This is a genomic window from Hydrocarboniphaga sp. (genome assembly GCF_965279055.1).
Taxonomy (GTDB): domain Bacteria; phylum Pseudomonadota; class Gammaproteobacteria; order Nevskiales; family Nevskiaceae; genus Hydrocarboniphaga.
Window position 1 is genome coordinate 1,286,813 of the sequence record NZ_OZ257125.1, and the last position, 17,664, is coordinate 1,304,476.

Annotated in this window: 14 protein-coding genes; 13 read left to right on the forward strand and 1 reads right to left on the reverse strand. The window is 66.2% G+C overall.

Annotation, left to right across the window (positions count from 1 at the left end):
• Positions 1-227 precede the first annotated feature (227 nt).
• The 13 genes from flhF to ACQZF9_RS06045 all read left to right on the forward strand — a co-directional run bounded on the left by flhF (position 228) and on the right by ACQZF9_RS06045 (position 14,805).
• Positions 228-1,547, forward strand: coding sequence for a flagellar biosynthesis protein FlhF (flhF, locus tag ACQZF9_RS05985; protein WP_428312342.1), 1,320 nt, complete (start codon positions 228-230; stop codon positions 1,545-1,547).
• Positions 1,540-2,424: a MinD/ParA family protein gene (locus tag ACQZF9_RS05990; protein WP_428312343.1), complete on the forward strand. Its 885-nt coding sequence runs from the start codon at positions 1,540-1,542 to the stop codon at positions 2,422-2,424. Before flhF ends, ACQZF9_RS05990 begins: the two co-directional genes overlap by 8 nt.
• Positions 2,421-3,278 carry an RNA polymerase sigma factor FliA gene (locus ACQZF9_RS05995; protein WP_428312344.1) on the forward strand — a complete coding sequence of 286 codons (858 nt, stop codon included), beginning with the start codon at positions 2,421-2,423 and terminating at the stop codon, positions 3,276-3,278. Before ACQZF9_RS05990 ends, ACQZF9_RS05995 begins: the two co-directional genes overlap by 4 nt.
• A 39-nt stretch (positions 3,279-3,317) precedes the next feature.
• Positions 3,318-3,710 carry a chemotaxis response regulator CheY gene (locus tag ACQZF9_RS06000; protein WP_428312345.1) on the forward strand — a complete coding sequence of 131 codons (393 nt, stop codon included), beginning with the start codon at positions 3,318-3,320 and terminating at the stop codon, positions 3,708-3,710.
• A gap of 10 nt (positions 3,711-3,720) precedes the next feature.
• A complete protein-coding gene (locus ACQZF9_RS06005; protein WP_428312346.1) occupies positions 3,721-4,380 on the forward strand; it encodes a protein phosphatase CheZ in 660 nt (219 codons plus the stop codon).
• A 21-nt stretch (positions 4,381-4,401) separates the two neighbouring features.
• Positions 4,402-6,213, forward strand: a complete 1,812-nt coding sequence (locus ACQZF9_RS06010; protein ID WP_428312347.1) for a chemotaxis protein CheA — start codon at positions 4,402-4,404, stop codon at positions 6,211-6,213.
• Positions 6,213-6,953 (forward strand): flagellar motor protein, encoded by a 741-nt coding sequence (locus tag ACQZF9_RS06015; protein ID WP_428312348.1) that lies wholly within the window; start codon positions 6,213-6,215, stop codon positions 6,951-6,953. Before ACQZF9_RS06010 ends, ACQZF9_RS06015 begins: the two co-directional genes overlap by 1 nt.
• 83 nt (positions 6,954-7,036) lie before the next feature.
• The gene (gene motD, locus ACQZF9_RS06020) at positions 7,037-8,116 is read left to right on the forward strand and encodes a flagellar motor protein MotD (RefSeq protein WP_428312349.1); all 1,080 of its coding nucleotides are present in this window, start codon (positions 7,037-7,039) and stop codon (positions 8,114-8,116) included.
• A 145-nt stretch (positions 8,117-8,261) separates the two neighbouring features.
• Positions 8,262-8,852, forward strand: coding sequence for an RNA polymerase sigma factor (locus ACQZF9_RS06025; protein WP_428312350.1), 591 nt, complete (start codon positions 8,262-8,264; stop codon positions 8,850-8,852).
• A 30-nt stretch (positions 8,853-8,882) separates the two neighbouring features.
• On the forward strand, positions 8,883-9,890 hold the full coding sequence (locus ACQZF9_RS06030) for a FecR family protein (protein WP_428312351.1): 1,008 nt from the start codon (positions 8,883-8,885) through the stop codon (positions 9,888-9,890).
• A 222-nt stretch (positions 9,891-10,112) separates the two neighbouring features.
• Entirely contained in the window at positions 10,113-11,684 is a 1,572-nt protein-coding gene (locus ACQZF9_RS06035) for a flavin monoamine oxidase family protein (protein WP_428313379.1), read from the forward strand.
• Positions 11,685-11,694: 10 nt separating this feature from the next.
• Positions 11,695-12,099, forward strand: a complete 405-nt coding sequence (locus tag ACQZF9_RS06040) for a c-type cytochrome (protein WP_428312352.1) — start codon at positions 11,695-11,697, stop codon at positions 12,097-12,099.
• 189 nt (positions 12,100-12,288) lie between these two features.
• The gene (locus ACQZF9_RS06045) at positions 12,289-14,805 is read left to right on the forward strand and encodes a TonB-dependent receptor domain-containing protein (RefSeq protein ID WP_428312353.1); all 2,517 of its coding nucleotides are present in this window, start codon (positions 12,289-12,291) and stop codon (positions 14,803-14,805) included.
• A 223-nt stretch (positions 14,806-15,028) separates the two neighbouring features.
• On the opposite strand, the gene ACQZF9_RS06050 is transcribed toward ACQZF9_RS06045, so the two are convergent.
• Complete coding sequence (locus ACQZF9_RS06050) at positions 15,029-17,638, reverse strand: TonB-dependent receptor plug domain-containing protein (protein ID WP_428312354.1); 2,610 nt, start codon at positions 17,636-17,638, stop codon at positions 15,029-15,031.
• Positions 17,639-17,664: the final 26 nt, after the last annotated feature.

Below are 17,664 nucleotides of genomic sequence, written 5' to 3' on the forward strand. Positions count from 1 at the left end.
GAGGGAGAGGGCAACGACAGGCCGGCCTCAGCGCCGGCCTTTTTCATGCCTCGCCGGTTTGTTGACGCCTTGCTGCAAAAGCCGGTGACGGCTTGCGTCGGGTGACGAAAAACCTGCGCAAAACACCGTCTTCGGCAGGCGCAGGGGGCTGGAACAGCGGTTGCACTTAGGGCTTGCCGACGGGACTTCCGCGGCACCGAACTCCAACCGAAACCGCCGGCAGCCCGATGAAGATAAAACGATTCCAGGCGAACACGATGCGCGAGGCGATCCGCCTCGTGCGAGAAGAGCAGGGGGCCGATGCGGTCATCCTGTCCAACCGGCGCATTCCAGGCGGGGTCGAGGTGGTGGCGGCGACCGACTACGACGCGGCGCTGATCCAGAGCGCCGCGCAGCGCAGCGCGCATGCGGCCGAAACCGCGCCCGCGCCGAGTCAGCCGGCAGCCAAGGTCGAGGATCGCATCGCCGCCAGCGAGCGCATCGAGGCCAGGCGCACGTTCGACACGCCGCCGAGCCCACCGCGTCAACCGGCCGGCAACATGCCGGTGTCGGTGCCGCAGCCCGAGCCGCTGTCGGTGGTGGCCGCCGCGTCGGTGATCGGCACCGAGCAGCTCAATCGCGAAATACAGACGCTGCGCGCGCTGCTCGAAGAACAGCTCGCCGGCCTGCGCTGGGGCGACATGCAGAAGCACCGGCCGCGGCAGGCCGCTGCGTTGCGGGCACTGGCCAACCTCGGCATCGAACCCGATCTGGCGCGCAGCATCGCCGAAGAACTGCCGGAATCCTCCGACCCGGAGCGTGCGCGTTTTTTGCCGCTGGGCCTGCTGTCGCGGCGGCTGCCGATCAACGCAACCGATCCGATTCTTGAAGGCGGCGTGATCGCGCTGGTCGGGCCCACCGGTGTCGGCAAGACCACGACCATCGCCAAGCTCGCCGCGCGTTATGCCGCCGCGCATGGCGTGCGCGACATCGCGCTGGTCACTGCCGACCACTATCGCATCGGCGCGCAGGAGCAGCTCTACACCTATGCGCGGCTGCTCGGCGTGCCGGTGCATGCGATCGGCCCGAAGGACAACCTGCCGCAACTGCTGTCGCGGCTGTCCGACCGCAAGCTGGTGCTGGTCGACAGCGCCGGCCTGTCACAGCACGACGGCCTGCTCGCCGGCCAGATCGAGCAGCTCAAGCTCTGCGGTCCGCAGCTCAAGACCTGGCTGGTGATCGCCGGCAATGCGCAGCCCGGCGCGCAGGCCGAAACCGTGCAGCGCTTCGGCCAGGTCGGTCTCGACGGCTGCGTGCTCAGCAAGATCGACGAGGCGCATCGCATCGGCGGCGCGTTGTCGGTGGTGATGCGCGCCAACCTGCGCGTCACCTATCTGTGCGACGGCCAGCGCGTGCCGGAAGACCTGCACGCCGCGCGTGCCGACCGCCTGGTGCTGCACGCCACGCAGCTGGCCCGCCAGTCGGCGGCGACCATCGACGAATCCCTGCTGATCGCGGGCTTTTCTTCCGCCACCGGCAACAGCGCCGCGAATCACGCCAATGTCTAGCTCTCTCGCGGTGCACGACAATACGTTCGATGACCAGGCCGCCGGCCTGCGGCGCCTGCGGCCGTTGCGGCCGGTGCAGGTGCTCGCGGTCAGCAGCGGCAAGGGCGGCGTCGGCAAGACCAGCGTGTCGGTGAACCTGTCGATGGCCATGGCCATGGCCGGCAAGAAAGTCGTGCTGCTCGACGGCGATCTGGGCCTGGCCAATGTCGACGTGATGCTCGGCCTGCAGCCCAGCTACAACATGGCCAACGTGCTGGCCGGCGAATGCACGCTGGACGACACGCTGCTCGAAACCGCGCACGGCCTGTGCGTGGTGCCGGCCTCCAGCGGCAAGCGCCACATGGCCGAGCTGACCTCGATGCAGCACGCCGGCATCGTCCAGGCGTTTTCCGATCTGCGCCGCCCGCTCGACGTGCTGGTGGTCGATACCGCGGCCGGCATCGCCGATTCGGTGATCACGCTGAGCCAGGCGGCGCAGCAGGTGATCGTCGTCGTCACGCAAGACCCTTCGTCGATAACCGACGCCTACGCGCTGATCAAGGTGCTCAACAAGGGCCACGGAGTGCATCGCGTGCAGGTGCTCGCGAACATGGTCGCCAACGAGGCCGAGGCGCAGGAGATTTTCGAAAGCCTGCGCCGGGTCGCCGAGCGCTTTCTCGACGTGACGCTGAGCTATCTCGGCTCGGTACCGCAGGACGAGTGGCTGCGCCGCGCGGTACGCCGCCAGCGCGCCGTCGTCGACGCGTATCCCAATTGCCCGGCTTCGGCCGCGTTTCACAACCTGGCCAAGAAGGCGCTGTCCTTCGGCTCGCCGACCGGCGCGCGCGGCCATCTCGAATTCTTCGTAGAGAGACTCGTCCAGAGGACCGCCGGATGAACGCAAGAACTTCCTATACCGCGACCACTCGCAACCTCGATCCGACTTCCGAGGCCGGCATGGTGCAGCAGCACGCCGAGCTGGTGAAACGCATCGCCTTCCACGTCGCCGCGCGGCTTCCGGCCAGCGTCGATGTCGAGGATCTGATCCAGGCCGGCGTCATCGGCCTGATCGAGGCGGCGCGTCATTACAACGGCGAGCGCGGCGCGTCTTTCGAAACCTATGCCGGCATCCGCATCCGCGGCGCGATGATGGACGAGCTGCGTCGCGGCGACTGGGCGCCGCGCTCGGTGCATCGCCGCCATCGCGAGATTTCCGGCGCGATGAAGACCATCGAGCAGCGCAACGGCCGCGAGGCCACCGAAAGCGAAGTCATCGCCGAACTGAACCTGACGCCGGAGGCCTACCGCGCCGCGCTGCAGGACGCGGTGCAGTGCCAGGTGCTGTCGCTGGATGAGCCGCCCGAGGGCAGCGACGATCCTTTCGAAGCCGCCGACCCCAACGAGAATCCGCTGCAGTCGCTGGAGCGCGACGAGCTCCAGGGTAATCTGGCGCGCGCGATCGCGGCCCTGCCGGAACGCGAGAAAATGGTGCTGTCGCTGTACTACGACGACGAAATGAACCTGCGCGAAATCGGCGCGGTGCTCGACGTCTCCGAAAGCCGCGTCTGCCAGATCCATGGCCAGGCGCTGCTGCGGGTGCGCGCGCAGCTGCAGGACTGGGCTGGCGTCGCCCGCACCGAGAAGAAGAAAAAATCGGCCGACAGGAATGGCGACAAGCCGGGTGCCGGACGCCCGCCCGCCAAGTCTCAAGCGGCCGGCAGTTTTGCTTCGCAGCAGGCGCGCGCCGCCTGATCCCCTGACTCAACCTCCAGCTCGATAGCCCATAAAACCATGGACAAAAACGCCAAAATTCTGATCGTCGACGACTACTCCACGATGCGCCGCATCGTGAAGAACCTGCTGCACGACCTCGGATATACCAATACCACCGAGGCCGACGATGGCCGCAGTGCCTGGCCGCTGCTGCAGGCCGGCGACTTCGAGTTCGTCGTCACCGACTGGAACATGCCGGGCATGACCGGCATCGACCTGCTCAAGAACATCCGCGGCGACGCGCGCCTGGCGAAAACGCCGGTGTTGATGGTGACGGCCGAGGCACAGCGTGACCAGATCATCGAGGCCGCGCAGGCCGGCGTGAACGGTTACATCATCAAGCCCTTCACCGCCGTCACGCTGAAAGAGAAGATCGACAAGATCTTTCAGCGCGCCGCCGCTGCCGCATAAGGAGATTGCGATGAGCCATGCCGACAAGGCGGCGCAACGCGCCGAGCTGGCGTTGCGCCTGCAGGATGCGCTGGACGCGATCAAGGCGAGTGACGACGATCTGCTGGACGAAGCCGTTGCCGGCGTGCTGCGCAGCACCCAGGCGCCGCTGGCGCTGGGCGTGGCGCGACTCGCGCGCGATTTTCGCGAGACCCTGCGCGGACTCGATCTGGACAGCCGCATCGTCGGCCTGGCCGAAGGCGAGATCAAGGATGCCTGCACTCACCTGGATCACGTCGTGCGGATGACCGAAGACGCGGCGCATCGCACGCTGGATCTGGTCGATGACAGCCGCCGTGTGATCGACGCGCTCGCCGTGATGCCGGAGTTCCGCGGCGCCGCCCCCGAACTCGCCGGGCTGCGCGACAACATGATGTCGCTGGCGATGGCACAGGAATATCAGGACCTGTCCGGGCAGCTGATCCGCCGCGTCATCGCGCTGGTGCGCCAGGTCGAAAACGCACTCGGCGATCTGGTGCACCTGGCGCGTCCGTCGCTCAAGAATCAGGCGCGGGCGCCGATAACGCCGGTAGATACGTCGTCAGCACGCGCCGACCTCAAGGGCCCCGCCGCGGCGGTCTCCGCCAGCCAGCAGGACGCCGACGCGTTGTTGGCGGATCTCGGTTTCTAGACAACAACGCTGACACCAAAAATGGGCATCGAACTCGACAGCGAATTGCGTGACGACTTTCTGACCGAAAGCCGCGAGCTGCTGTCGCGCCTCGCCGAGCAGCTGGTCGATCTGGAACGCAGCCCGGACGATCGCGAACTGCTCAACGCGGTGTTCCGCGGCTTCCACACGATCAAGGGCAGCGCCGGCTTTTTCGAGCTGAACTCGGTGGTCAGGCTGGCGCATGCGGCGGAGGAAATCTTCGGCCTGCTGCGCGCCGGCCGTTGCAAGCTCGACCCCTCGGTGCTCGATGCGGTGCTCGAAGCACTCGACGGCCTGCGCGAGATGCTCGGCGCCGTCGCCGCCGGCCGCGAACCGGCCGAGGCCAACGCCGAGCTGATCGAAGTGCTGCAGTTTCTGGCGGCGGGCGACGGCGAGGCCGTGGTGGATGCCGCACCGGTGGAAGTCACCTCTGCGGGTATTCCGGCGGATCCTTTCAGCGACGACGAGTTCGAGAAGCTGCTGGATCAGTTGCAGTCACAACCGAAAACTCCCTCCCCCGCGTGCGGGGGAGGGGCCGGGGTGGGGGCGGAAGTCACGGCGCTGCCGTTGCAGACGCCCCCATCCCAGCCTTCCCCCGCAAGCGGGGGAAGGAGCCCGGAAGCCGACCCGGAACAGACCTCGATCCGTGTCGACACCCAGCGCCTCGACCAGGTCATGGATCTGCTCGGCGAACTGGTGCTGGTGCGCAACCGCATCAAGACGCTGGGCGCGGTCGGCGTCAGCGCCGAGTTGCGCAAGGCATTCTCCGAACTCGACGTGACCACCTCGGGCCTGCAGAACCAGGTCACGCGGATGCGTATGCAGCCGATCCGCAAACTGTTCTCGCGTTTCCCGAAGCTGGCGCGCGACACCGCACGCAAGCTGGGCAAGCAGGTCGAGGTCGAGCGCTTTGGCGAAGACACCGAACTCGACAAGTCCCTGATCGAAGCGCTTGGCGATCCGCTGATGCATATGGTGCGCAATGCCATCGACCACGGCCTGGAAATGCCCGAGCTGCGGCTCAAGGCCGGCAAGCCGGCCGCCGGCCGCGTGCTGCTGTCGGCCGAGCAGATGGGCGGGCAGATCGTCGTCACCATCAGTGACGACGGCGCCGGCATGAATCCCGACAGGCTGCGTGAAAAAGCGCTGGAAAAAGGCCTGATCAACGCCGCCGATGCCGCGCGCATGAGCCGCGACGAATGCCTGCAGCTGATCTTCATGGCCGGCTTCTCGACCAAGGACCAGGTCACCGACCTGAGCGGACGCGGCGTCGGCATGGACGTGGTGCGCTCCAACATCCACGCACTCAACGGCGTGGTGTCGATCGAATCCGAGCCGGGCAAGGGCAGCACGATCCGCATGCGCCTGCCGCTGACGCTGGCGATCCAGCCGGTGCTGATGGTGCAGCGCGGAGTGCGGCTGTTCGCGATCCCGCTGCAGGCGGTGGAGGACGTGTTCTGCCTGAATCGCGACGCCGTGCAAATCAATGGCAGCGGCTGGGAAACCTCGGCGTATCGCGACGGACGGCTGCGCCTGATACGCCTGTCGAGTTGGCTGGGGCTGGAAGATCTCGGCGACGAAATGGCGCGTCATGTGGTCGTGGTCAACGTCGACAACGAACGCTACGGCCTGATCGTCGGCAGCGTGCGGGGCCGCGAGGAAATCGTCGTCAAATCGCTGGGGCGCTTGCTCAAGGGCCTGGCCGGGGTTGCCGGCGGCACCGTCACCAGTGACGGCCGCATCGCCCTGATCCTGGAACTGCCGGGCCTGGTCTCGGCCTACGAACGCGCTCATACGGCAGGACTGCGCTGATGGATATTCTGAGTATCGTTTCGGCGATCCTGGCCTTCGTCGTGCTGATCGTCGGCACGATCCTGAAAGGCGCGAACCCGATGGCGCTGCTGTCGCCGGCGGCGTTCGTGATCGTCATCATCGGCACCACGTCGTCGGTGATGATGCAGATGCCGATGAAGACCTTCATCCACGGGCTCAAGCTCGGCAAATGGATCTTCAAGCCGCCGACACACAACGGCGCCGAGCTGATCGCCAAGATCGTCGAGTGGAGCAACGCCGCGCGCAAGCAGGGCCTGCTCGCGCTGGAATCCAGCGTCGAAGGCGAGACCGATCATTTCATCAAGAAGGGCCTGCAGATGCTGGTCGACGGCGCCGAGCCGGAAGTCATCCGCGGCACGCTGGAAGTCGAGCTGTCGGTCTCCGAGCACCACGATCTGGCCGGAGCCAAGGTGTTCGAAGCCTTCGGCATCTACGCGCCGACGCTGGGCATCATCGGCGCGGTGATGGGCCTGATGGCGGTGATGGCCAACCTGGCCGATCCGACCAAGCTCGGCCACGGCATCGCCGCGGCTTTCGTCGCGACGATCTACGGCATCGGCTCGGCCAACATGTTCTTCCTGCCGATGGCGGCCAAGCTCAAGTCGGTGATCGGTGACCAGACCCGCGTGCGCGAAATGATCATCGAAGGCCTGATCGGCATCAGCCAGGGCGACAACCCGCGCAATATCGAGGTGCGGCTGCAGGGTTATTTGCACTGATGTCTTGCCGGACCGCAATTTACATCCCCTCTCCCGGCGCCGCGCGCCACCCGCTCCCGCACGCGGGAGAGGGCAGTTAGGCCATGGCCCGTAAGAAACCCCACGAAGACCACGTCAACCATGAAGCCTGGGCGATCCCCTATGGCGACATGCTGGTGCTGCTGCTCGCCTTGTTCGTGGTGATGTATGCGGTGTCCTCGGTCAACGAAGGCAAGTACCGCGTGCTCGCCGATTCGCTCAATGCCGAATTCAGCGGTGCGCCGCGATCGATCGCGCCCTTGCAGATCGGCGGCAAGCAGACCGGTAACGAGGCCGACAGCCGGTCGAGCATGATGCGCCAGCGTGCGGCGCAGACCGCCGGCGGGCCGATGCCGCGCAAGGTCGCCGTAGCCGAGACGATCCCGGCGCGGCTGCCGATGCCGGTGCATCCGGGCATCACCGACGCCAAGCCTGTCGGTGCCAGTGCCGGCGGCGGCGCCGGGCGCACGGCCGACGAGCGTCGCGCGCTGCAGAAAATGGGCGCGGAAATCGAAGACGCACTCGGCACGCTGGTCAAGCAGAACATGGTGCGCGTGCGCGCCAGCGAGCAGACGCTGGAAGTGGAAATACGCGCCGACATCCTGTTCCCGAGCGGCTCGTCGCAGCTGGCGGACCAGGCAAGGCCGGTGCTCGGCAAGGTCGCCGACATCCTGAAAAAATTTCCGAACCCGATGCGGGTCGAAGGTCACACCGATTCGCTGCCGATCAGCAACGCGGTGTTCCCGAGCAACTGGGAGCTGTCGTCGGCGCGCGCGGCCAGCGTCGTGCACCTGTTCGTCAAGCAGGGCATCGAACCGACGCAGCTCAGCGTCGCCGGCTTCGGCGAATTCCGCCCGGCCGGCGACAACGCGACGCTGGAGGGTCGCAACCGCAATCGCCGCGTCGTCGTCGTCGTGCTGGCGCGCGACAGCGACGCGCTGAAGCAAATCGGCGACGGTAGCGAAGCCGGCGCGGCCGAGGCCAAGCCGGCCGCAAAGCCCGCAGCCGAAGCGTCCGCAACTGCGGTGCCCACAACCGCGCCACCCACAACCGCGCCACCCGCAACCGCGCCACCCGCAACCGCGGCGCAGGCCGGCACCCCGCCGGATGTCGCCGCGGCCGGCACGCCCGCACCGACGCCGTAGGCGCCGATAACCTGGTCATTCCCGCGGGAACGACCAGGTTCGTCTGCCGCGTTTCAGGATACGTAACGCAGGATTTTCGTACACGCCGCTGGCGCTGTTCTTGCGTAGAGCCTGTGCAGGTATCCGCTAACGATGGCGCTGACCCATGCAAATGAATGTCGCCTGCGCGTTACGCGAGCAGGCAAGCGAGGCTGTTGACGATGCTCATGTCGGGCCGCGCGTCGAGTATCACGAAAGGGGCGAGCTGGTGCGTCGCCTGTTCGAACAACACAACCGCGCGCTGATCGGCTTTCTGGCGGCGCGGCTGCAGTCCGAGGCCGAGGCGCACGACGTGGCGCAGGAAGCCTATGTGCGACTGCTGCAGCTTGAACAACCCTCGGCGGTGAGCTTCATGCGCGCCCATCTTTTTTCGATCGCGTCCAACCTGGCCATCGACCGCCTGCGTCATCGCCAGGTACTCAACCGCAACTCGCCGCAGAGTTTCTTCGAGGACCTGCTGACCCGGCCCGGTCCGGAGCGCGCGGTGCTGGCTCAGCAGGAGCTGGGCGTGATCAAGGACGCGCTGCGCGAGCTGCCGGAGAAATGCCGGCGGGTGTTCGCGCTGCATGTCTTCGGTGAACAGAGCGTGCAGGAGATCGCCAAGGCGATGAACCTGACCGACCGCATGATCCGCCACTACATCGCGCGGGCGATGGCCACCTGCCACCAACGAATGGACGAGAGCGCCAAGGCCTGAAATGCGGGACAATCGTCGGGGGAGCCGACGATGACCAACGACCAAACCCGCTTATCGCGTACCGAGCAGGCCGGCCTGTGGTGGGTGCGGCTGCGCGAAGCCGACATCGCGCCCGAGGAAATCGCGCAATGGCTGGACTGGTGCCAGAGCGATCCGGCCAATCTAGAAGCCTTTGAAAACATCGAGAACCTCGGCGGCCGCTTGCAGACGCTGGACGCCGAGACCCGGGCCGCACTGACCCGCGAGCTGCTGGACGAGCCGGCGCCGGCCGCCTCCGCCGATCCGTCGAGGCGTCGTTCGCGCCGCTGGATGCTGCCGATGTCGCTGGCCGCCAGCCTGGTGGTCGCCGGCTCGCTGTGGTGGATGAATCGCGCCGCCGCGCCGCCGGCCCGTGTCTACCAGACCGCGCGTGCCGAGCAGCAGGACTTCAAGCTCGACGACGGCTCGCAACTGGCGCTCGGCGCGATGTCCTCGGTCTCGGTTTCCTACAGCGAAGCGGCACGCCGCCTGGCGCTGGACGCCGGCGAAGCCTATTTCACGGTCGCGCCGAACCCGTCGCGGCCGTTCGTGGTGCAGGTTGGCCCGCTGCGCGTCACCGCGGTCGGCACCGCGTTCAACATCCGCCGCAGTGGCGATCAGGTCGAGGTCGCGGTGGTGCACGGCATCGTCGACGTGCGCGAAGTCGATGCCGGTGCCGATGATGCGCAGGCGAGGCAGCAGCTGCGTGTCGAGGCCGGCCACCAGATCGCGGCGGGCGCCGGCGCCTGGGCGGTGCGAGCAGCCGATCCGAATCAGGCGCTGTCCTGGCGCAGCGGCAGCATGGCCTTCGTCGACGAAGACCTGGCGCTGGTGGTCTCCCATCTCAATCGCTACGCCGAGCATCCGGTGGTGCTGGTCGATCCGGCGCTCGGCAAGCTGCGCTACACCGGCAGCGTCGTGCAGGGGCGCGAGGACGACTGGGTGCGCGCGATCGAGGCGGTGTTCCCGGTACGCGCGCTACGCGACGATCGCGGCCGCGTGCTGTTGTCGCAGAGATAGGCTTGTCTCCTTCCCCCGCTTGCGGGGGAAGGCCGGGATGGGGGCGAGTCGTTAAAGAGTTGCGCCGTGACTTCCGCCCCCACGCTGGCCCTCCCTCGCAGGCGGGGGAGGGAAGCCGTCGCATTTCCGTTTTAGAGCCGTCGCCCGTTTAACGCTCCAACAGCCAGACGCCAGGATGCGCAGAAAAACCGACCTATGAGCGAGTCTTTGATCCCGAGCAACATGAGCCGCCGCGACCTGCTGGCGATGATCGGCCTGGTCGCCGGCAGCGGCGCCAGCTACCGCGCGATGGCCAGCATGGGCCTGGTCGCCGAGTCCACCTACAAGGGGCCGATCAAGCTCGACGGCGGCGCCAAGGGCAAGTCGGTGCTGATCCTCGGCGCCGGCCACGCCGGCTCGGTCGCCGCGTATGAACTGCGCAAGGCCGGCTACAAGGTGCAGATCCTCGAGTACAACGAGCGCGTCGGTGGCCGTTGCTGGACCCTGCGCGGCGGCGACACCTTCACCGAACTCGGTGGCGCCACCCAGACCTGCGGCTTCGACCCGGGCCTGTACGTCAATCCGGGTCCGTGGCGCATTCCATTCCATCACCGCGCGCTGCTGTCGTACTGCAAGCTGTTCGGTGTCGCGCTCGAGCCCTTCGTGCAGGTCAACTACAACGCCTACCTGCACGGCACCGATGCCTTCGGCGGCAAGCCGCAGCGCTATCGCAACATTCACGCGGACTTCAACGGCCATGTCGCCGAACTGCTGGCCAAGTGCACGAGCCAGAAAAAGCTCGACGACACGGTCAGCAAGGAAGACACGGAAATCCTGCTGGAAGCGCTGAAGACCTGGGGCGCGCTGGACAAGGATTATCGCTACGAGCGCGGCCCGGAAAGCAGCGAGCGCCGTGGCTGGGAGAAGCCGCCCGGCGGCGGCATCGGCGGCGCGCCGGTTCCGTCGACGCCGATGACGGCGAGCGACGTGGTGCGCTCGCGCCTGTGGCAGCACCTGGCGATCGGCCAGCAGGTCGAATTCCAGACCACCTTGTTCCAGCCGGTCGGCGGCATGGACGGCGTCGCCAAGGCGTTTCAGCGCGAGATCGGCGATCTGGTGCGCTTTCGCAGCAAGGTCACCAAGATCGATCAGAGCGACAAGGGTGTCACCGTGACCTACGTCGATTCCAAGACCGGCGGCACGCCGATGACGGCGACGGCCGACTATTGCCTGTGCACGATTCCGTTGTCGGTGCTGAGCCAGATCGAGATCAAGGTCGGCGCCAAGATGGCGGCCGCGATCCGGGCGGTGCCTTACGAGGCGTCGGTCAAGATCGGCCTGCAGTTCAAGCGCCGTTTCTGGGAAGAAGACGACCACATCTACGGCGGCACCAGCTACACCGACATGCCGATCCGGCTGATCGGTTATCCGAACACCGGCTATCACAACAGCGGCAAGGGCGTGCTGCTCGGCGGCTACATGTTCGGCCCCAATGCCTACGAATTCACCGCCATGTCGCCGGCCGACCGGGTCAAGCAGGCCGTCGAATACGGCTCGAAAATCCACACGCAGTACAAGAAGGAATTCGATAACGGCATCGCCGTCGGCTGGCATCGCGTGCCCTGGACCCTGGGCTGCGCCGGCAGCTGGACCGAAGAAACCCGCGCCGCGCATTACGACAACCTGTGCCAGCTCGACGGCCGCATCCTGCTCGCCGGCGAACATGCCTCGTATGTCAACGCCTGGCAGGAAGGCGCGCTGCTGTCGTCGCTGAATGCGATCGAGCGCCTGCACCAGCACGTGCAGACGCATTGAGGAGCCCGACATGATCAAACTCAATCCGCTGTTGGTGTCCGCCGCCTTGCTGATCGCCAGCGGCAGTGCCTTTGCCGGCGACGTCTCCTTCAGCCGCGGTTATACCTTCGAGGAGCGCAGCGGCCAGTCGATTTACGAGAACGTCTGCCAGGGCTGCCACATGGCCGACGCCAAGGGCGCCACCGGCGCCGGAACCTATCCGTCGCTGGTGGCCGATCCGCGGCTCGCTGCGAAAATGTATCCGGCGATGCTGGTGCTCAAAGGCCAGGGCGCGATGCCGGTGTTCGGCGATGTCATGGACGACGAGCAGGTCGCCAACGTCGTCAACTACATTCGCAGCCATTTCGGCAACGCGTATACCGACAAGCTGACGCCGGCCGAAGTCGCCGCGCTGCGTCCGCCGAAGAAGCCGTAAGCGGATCTTGCCTATCCCTCCGGGAGAGGTTGGCTCGCACCTTCGGGTGAGGGCGTTTCCGTTAGGCGCCAAAGTCGAGTCCCTGACCCGGCCCTTTGGGCCACCCTCTCCCGGAAGGTGAGGGCAACACCGCACCTGCACGCTTCTTGCTCCAGCCCTGGAACGTAGAGCGGCAGAGGCCAGTACGTGGTGCAGTGGAATCGAATGCTGGCGGGCTTGCTCGCCGCGTGGATCGGCTGCGGCCTGAGCGGCCGCGCCGATGCGGCCAATCTCGACCAGCGCCTGAGCTTCGATATTCCGGCGCAGCCGCTGAGCACCGCGCTGACCCAGCTGTCGCAGCAGGCGCAGGTCCAGATCGTCGCGCCAGCGGCGAGCTTGAACCGCTTGCAGGCGCCCAGGCTGCTCGGCCGTTACACCGTCACCGAGGCGCTGAACCGGCTGATCGCCGATGCGCCGCTGGATCTGCGCGTGATCGGCAGCGACACCTTGGTGCTGTCTGCGGCGGAGGAGCCGCCGGCGCCGGCCACCACGACGCGCAGCACGCGCGGGCCGCGCCCGACCGAAACGGAAACAGCGGGCAGCACGACGCCGATCGAACTGCTGGCGATGTCGGTTTATGGTGCAGGGCAGGTGCGCGCTGCCAACGAGCTGACGCAGCCGCGGTTTCGCGCGCAGGTGCCGGGCTTCGCGCCGCAGGCTTTTCTGAACCTGCTGCCCGGCGTCGACATGCAGAGCACCGATCCCTTCGGGCTTTACGAATTCGGCACCAGCCTGCGCATTCGCGGCTTCACTGCCGACCAGCTCGCGATCACGCTCGACGGCGTGCCGCTGGAAGAAACCCCGGACACGCGCGGCGACTCGCCGCCGAACCGTTACGTCGACAACGAGAACCTCGACGAACTCGCGGTCGCGCAGGGCTCGGCGGATGTCGACACGCCGTCGTTTCATGCGCTCGGCGGCTCGCTGCGTTATTCGACGCAGGACCCGGCCGGCATCTGGCAGAGCGCCGCCTCCTTTTCCGGCGGCAGCGAGCAGACGAGCCGCGTCTACGGTCGGGTCGACACGGCGCCGTTGTGGAGCGGCGGGCCGGTTGCGATGTTCAGCGCGTCGAAGCTGCGCGCCTTTCAGCAGCAGAACGATCTGGCCTCGATGCAGACCGAGCATGCGCAGTTCAAGGCGGTGCAGAATCTTTCCTTCGGCCGGCTGATGTTCGGCTGGCTGTACGGCAAGCGAGACGATCACGACGTCGACAGCTACCAAATCGACGGCACGCCGGATCTGATCTACACACCGGCGCTGACCGGCAATGGCAGCGCCGACGCGCGCTACTACGATTACTGGCGCAACGGCCGCACCGACAACCTGCTGATGCTGCGCGCCGACATCGGCCATGCCGGCGAAGCGCATCTGCAGATCCAGCCGTACTACGAAATCAAGCGCGGTTACGGCACCGCCGGCATTACGCCGGCCGCCGCGCAGATGCTCTACGACGCGGCAGTCGCCGACGATCCGCAACGCGGCGACGTACAGCCGCCGTCCAGCGACAGCGCTGCCAGCGGCCGGCTCGAACAGCTGCAGGGCAATCGTCGCGGCCTCACGCTGAGTTACTCGCAGAGCATCGGCGCGCACCAGTTCAGCGTTGGCGGCTGGTTGCAGCAATACGACTTCAGCCAGACCCGGCCGCTGTACGACATGGACAGCGACGGCGATCTGCATCGCGAGGCGCTGCCGATCACGATCTACTACGACCGCGACATTCGCACGACCACGCGCCAGTTCTACGTAAAGGACAGCATCGGCTTGCTAGACGACCGTGCGACGCTGGCGATCGGCAGCAAGGGCCTGATCGTCGATCGCCGGGCCAGCGGTTATCTGAACAACGGCGACTTCAACCTGCAGCGGCGCGAGACACGGCGCAAGCGCGACGAGGATCTGTTGCAGCCGCAGGTGGGCCTGGTCTGGCGCGCCAGCGGCAGCAGCGAGCTGTTCGCCAATTACGCCGAGAACTTCAGCGCGACACCGCGGCTGGCCTTCGTTGCGTCCAATTTCAATGCGAGCCTGAAACCGGAGACATCGAGCAACATCGATCTGGGTGCGCGCTACCGTGCTGCGCATTCGGCGCTGGCGGTGTCGGTTTATCACATCGACTATCGCAACCGCGTGCTCGAGCTGCAGGCCACCGACCCGGACATCGTCGGTGTCGACACTTACGAAAACGTCGGCGCGATCCGCACGATCGGCGTCGAGACCTCGCTGTACTGGAATCCCGCCGTGCACTGGCGCATCGGCAGCACGCTGTCACTGAATCGTTCGCGATTTCTCGACGACTATCAGGTCTACGACGCGCAGCATGGCAGCCGCACCGTCGAAAGCGCCGGTAACGACGTGCCGGCGACGCCGCAGCGGATGGCGACGGTGGAGTTGTCGTGGCGCAACGCCGACGGCTACGCCAGCGTCGATGCCAAATACACCGGCCCGCGTTATGGCAGCACCCGCAACAGCGAACGCGTCGGCGGTTACAGCGTGATCAACCTCGGCACCGGCCGCAGTGCCGACTTCGGCCGCGGCCGCATCAGCTTGCAGGCCAACGTCTACAACCTGCTCGACCATCCTTACTACGGCATGCTGGTGCCGGGCGAAGACAGCGGTGTTTACAACCTGGGTATTTCGCGCAGCGTGTTCGTCAGTTTGGGACTGCAGTTGTAGGAGCGGGCTTGCCCGCGACGGTGACCTTGAAGCCTCAGTCGCGGGCAAGCCCGCTCCTACTGGAGCAGCATCGGCAAGGGCTTAGATCGTATAAGCGACCTTGCCGTCAGCGTGTTCGTCAGTCCGGGACTGCAGTTGTAGGAGCGGGCTTGCCCGCGACTGTGACGTTTCAAGTCTCAATCGCGGGCAAGCCCGCTCCTACAGGGGCAGCCTCAGCGAGGGCTCAGAACGTATACGCGACCTTGCCGTAGTAGTAGCCGCCGTTGAAGCCGAACGGTGAGAACGACGGGTACTTGGTGACGGCGGCGTTGTCGACCGCGTCGATGTAGGTCTGAATCAGATCCGGGTTGAGCTTGTCCGGATAGACATTGAACAGGTTGTTGGCGCCGATGCTGAGCTTGAGCGCCGGTGTCGGCTTGAACGCGAGTTCCAGGTCGGTGATCGGCGTCACGTCGATCTGGTTCTTGTAGTAGTTGCCGTCGTCGCCGATGACCTGTTCCGAAGACTTGCCGTAGATCGTCTCACGCAAGGTGATGAAGAACTTCGCGTCGAAGTTGTACACGGCGCTGAAGTTGACGCGGAATTTCGGCGAGGCGTCGGTGATGTCGGACTGCGCGGTTTCGTTGTACAGCGCCTGTCCGCCGAGTTCCGCCGGGCTGTCGTTGATCTTGGTGATCTTGGTTTGGTTGTAGTTCGCCGAGGCGCTCCAGTCGATACGGCCGAAGTCGTAGGTGCCCGGATAGCTGATCACGAGATCGGCGCCGCGGGTACGCGTGGTCAGGCCGTTGGCGAAGATCGCGATACCGATGTCGCCGCCGCCTTCCTTGATCGTCGGGTCCAGCGTATTGCCGTTGGCGATGATCGCCGCCGAGATCGACTCGGCGCCTTCCACGTCCGTACCCTGGAACACGCTATACAGCGAGCCGGAGCCGACGATGCGGTCGCGGATTTCGATCTGGTAGGCGTCCAGCGTTGCAGTCATCTTCTCCGTCGGGTGCATCACCATGCCGAAGCTGAAGTTGGTCGACTTCTCGGCTTTCAGGCCGTCGCCGAGGCCGAGCAGCGAGGCCGCCGGCGCATTCGGTGCGAGCTGCACGAAGGCGGAACTCGGTCCGACGTTGGTCGCGGTGTAGTACTCCTCGGCCAGCGTCGGCGCCCGAAAGCCGGTGCTGACGGTGCCGCGCAGCGCGAACGCCGGGCTGAAGTCGTAGCGGCCGGTCAGCTTGCCGATCGTGGTGCTGCCGAAGTCGCTGAAATGCTCGTAGCGAACAGCGGCGTCGAGCAGCAGTTTCTCGACCGGCGTGATCGAGAAATCGGCATACACGGCGAAGTTGTCGCGCGAGTTCTTGCTGGCGTCGCTCGCCTGGATGCCGGGGAACGACGAGGCACCGGACTTGTAGGTCGAGGCCGGGTCACCCTGTTGCAGCTCGTAGATTTCGTGGCGCTGTTCGAGGCCGAAGGCGGTGGTCAGCGGGCCGGCCATGCCGACCTCGTATTCGCGGCTCAGGTCCAGGCTCGTCGTCCACTGGCTGGAGACATAGGCGCCATCGTCGAAGTCTTCGGGCGAGGCGCCGGTGTCGGCATACAGATCGGTGTTCAGCGAGTTGATCGTCGCGATCTTGGCGGTGTCCTTGCCGTAGGTGCTGCTCAGGTCCCAGTTCCAGGCGCTGACGGTGCCGCGTGCGCCGCCGGTGAAAGCCAGATCGGTTTCGTCGGTGGCTTCGCGCGGGTTGAAGCCGAACGGATAGTAGTAGCTGGTCTTGCCGTCACCGTCGGTATACGAGGCGCGGCTCGGCATGCGGTAGTTCTCGAAGGAGTTGGCCTTCTTGCGGCCGTAGCTGCCGAAGCTGTACAGCTCCACCGGCCCGGCGGTGTAGCCGGCGTTGAAGGTGCCCACCTGGGTGTGGATCTCCGGGTCGCCCTGGATGTGGTTGACGTAGGGGTAGTTCGGATCGAGCGTGACATTGCTGTTGGGATAGCTCGCGATCGTTTCCGGATCGGTGGCACGCGGATCCGGGTTGCCGCGGTCGCTGCGCTGCTTGTTGCGCACTTCGACGGTCAGGTTGGCGAAAGCCTCCGGGCCGCTGCCGAAGCCGATGTTGCCGGAGTGGGCGATGGTGTCGCCGCCACCGTCGTAGTACTTGCCGTAAGTGCTGTCGAGCAAGCCGCCTTCGGCACCGTTCTTCAGGATGATGTTGATGACGCCGGCGATCGCGTCGGTGCCGTACTGCGCGGCGGCGCCGTCGGTGAGCACTTCGATACGCTCGATCGCCGAGGCCGGGATGAAGTTGAGATCGGCCGAGGCGCCGCCCTGGTACGGGCCGCCGAGCACCGCGAGGTTGGCGGTGGTGTGACGGCGCTTGCCGTTGACCAGTACCAGCGCGTGGTTGGGCGACAGGCCACGCAGCTTGGCCGACAGCGTCTGGTTGGCCTGGTCACCGCCGAAAGCCTGGGCGGTGAACGAGGGCACCAGCTGCGCGATCGACGCGATCAGGTCCGGCGCACCGGCGCTCTTCAAGGTGTCCGCGCTGAGCACCTGGATCGGCGCCGGGCTTTCCGACACCTGCAGGCCGCCGGCGCGACGTGTGCCGGTGACGATGACCTCGTCCAGGGTCGCGACATCGCCGGCGGCCGCGACTTCCGGCGATGCGGCAGCCACTTCGACCGGCGCCTCGTCCGCCGCGCGTGCCGGCGCCGACGCCATCAGCGCCATGCCGGCACCCGCCAGCAGCGGCGCGCAGGCCAGTGCTCTGAAACGACGAGTCCCGAAAGTCTCGCGGACCGCCTGACGCATTTCCAACACCCCGACCCGTACCGCATTCACGTTGTTCACCGACGACTCCCAATGGCTGTTTAGCT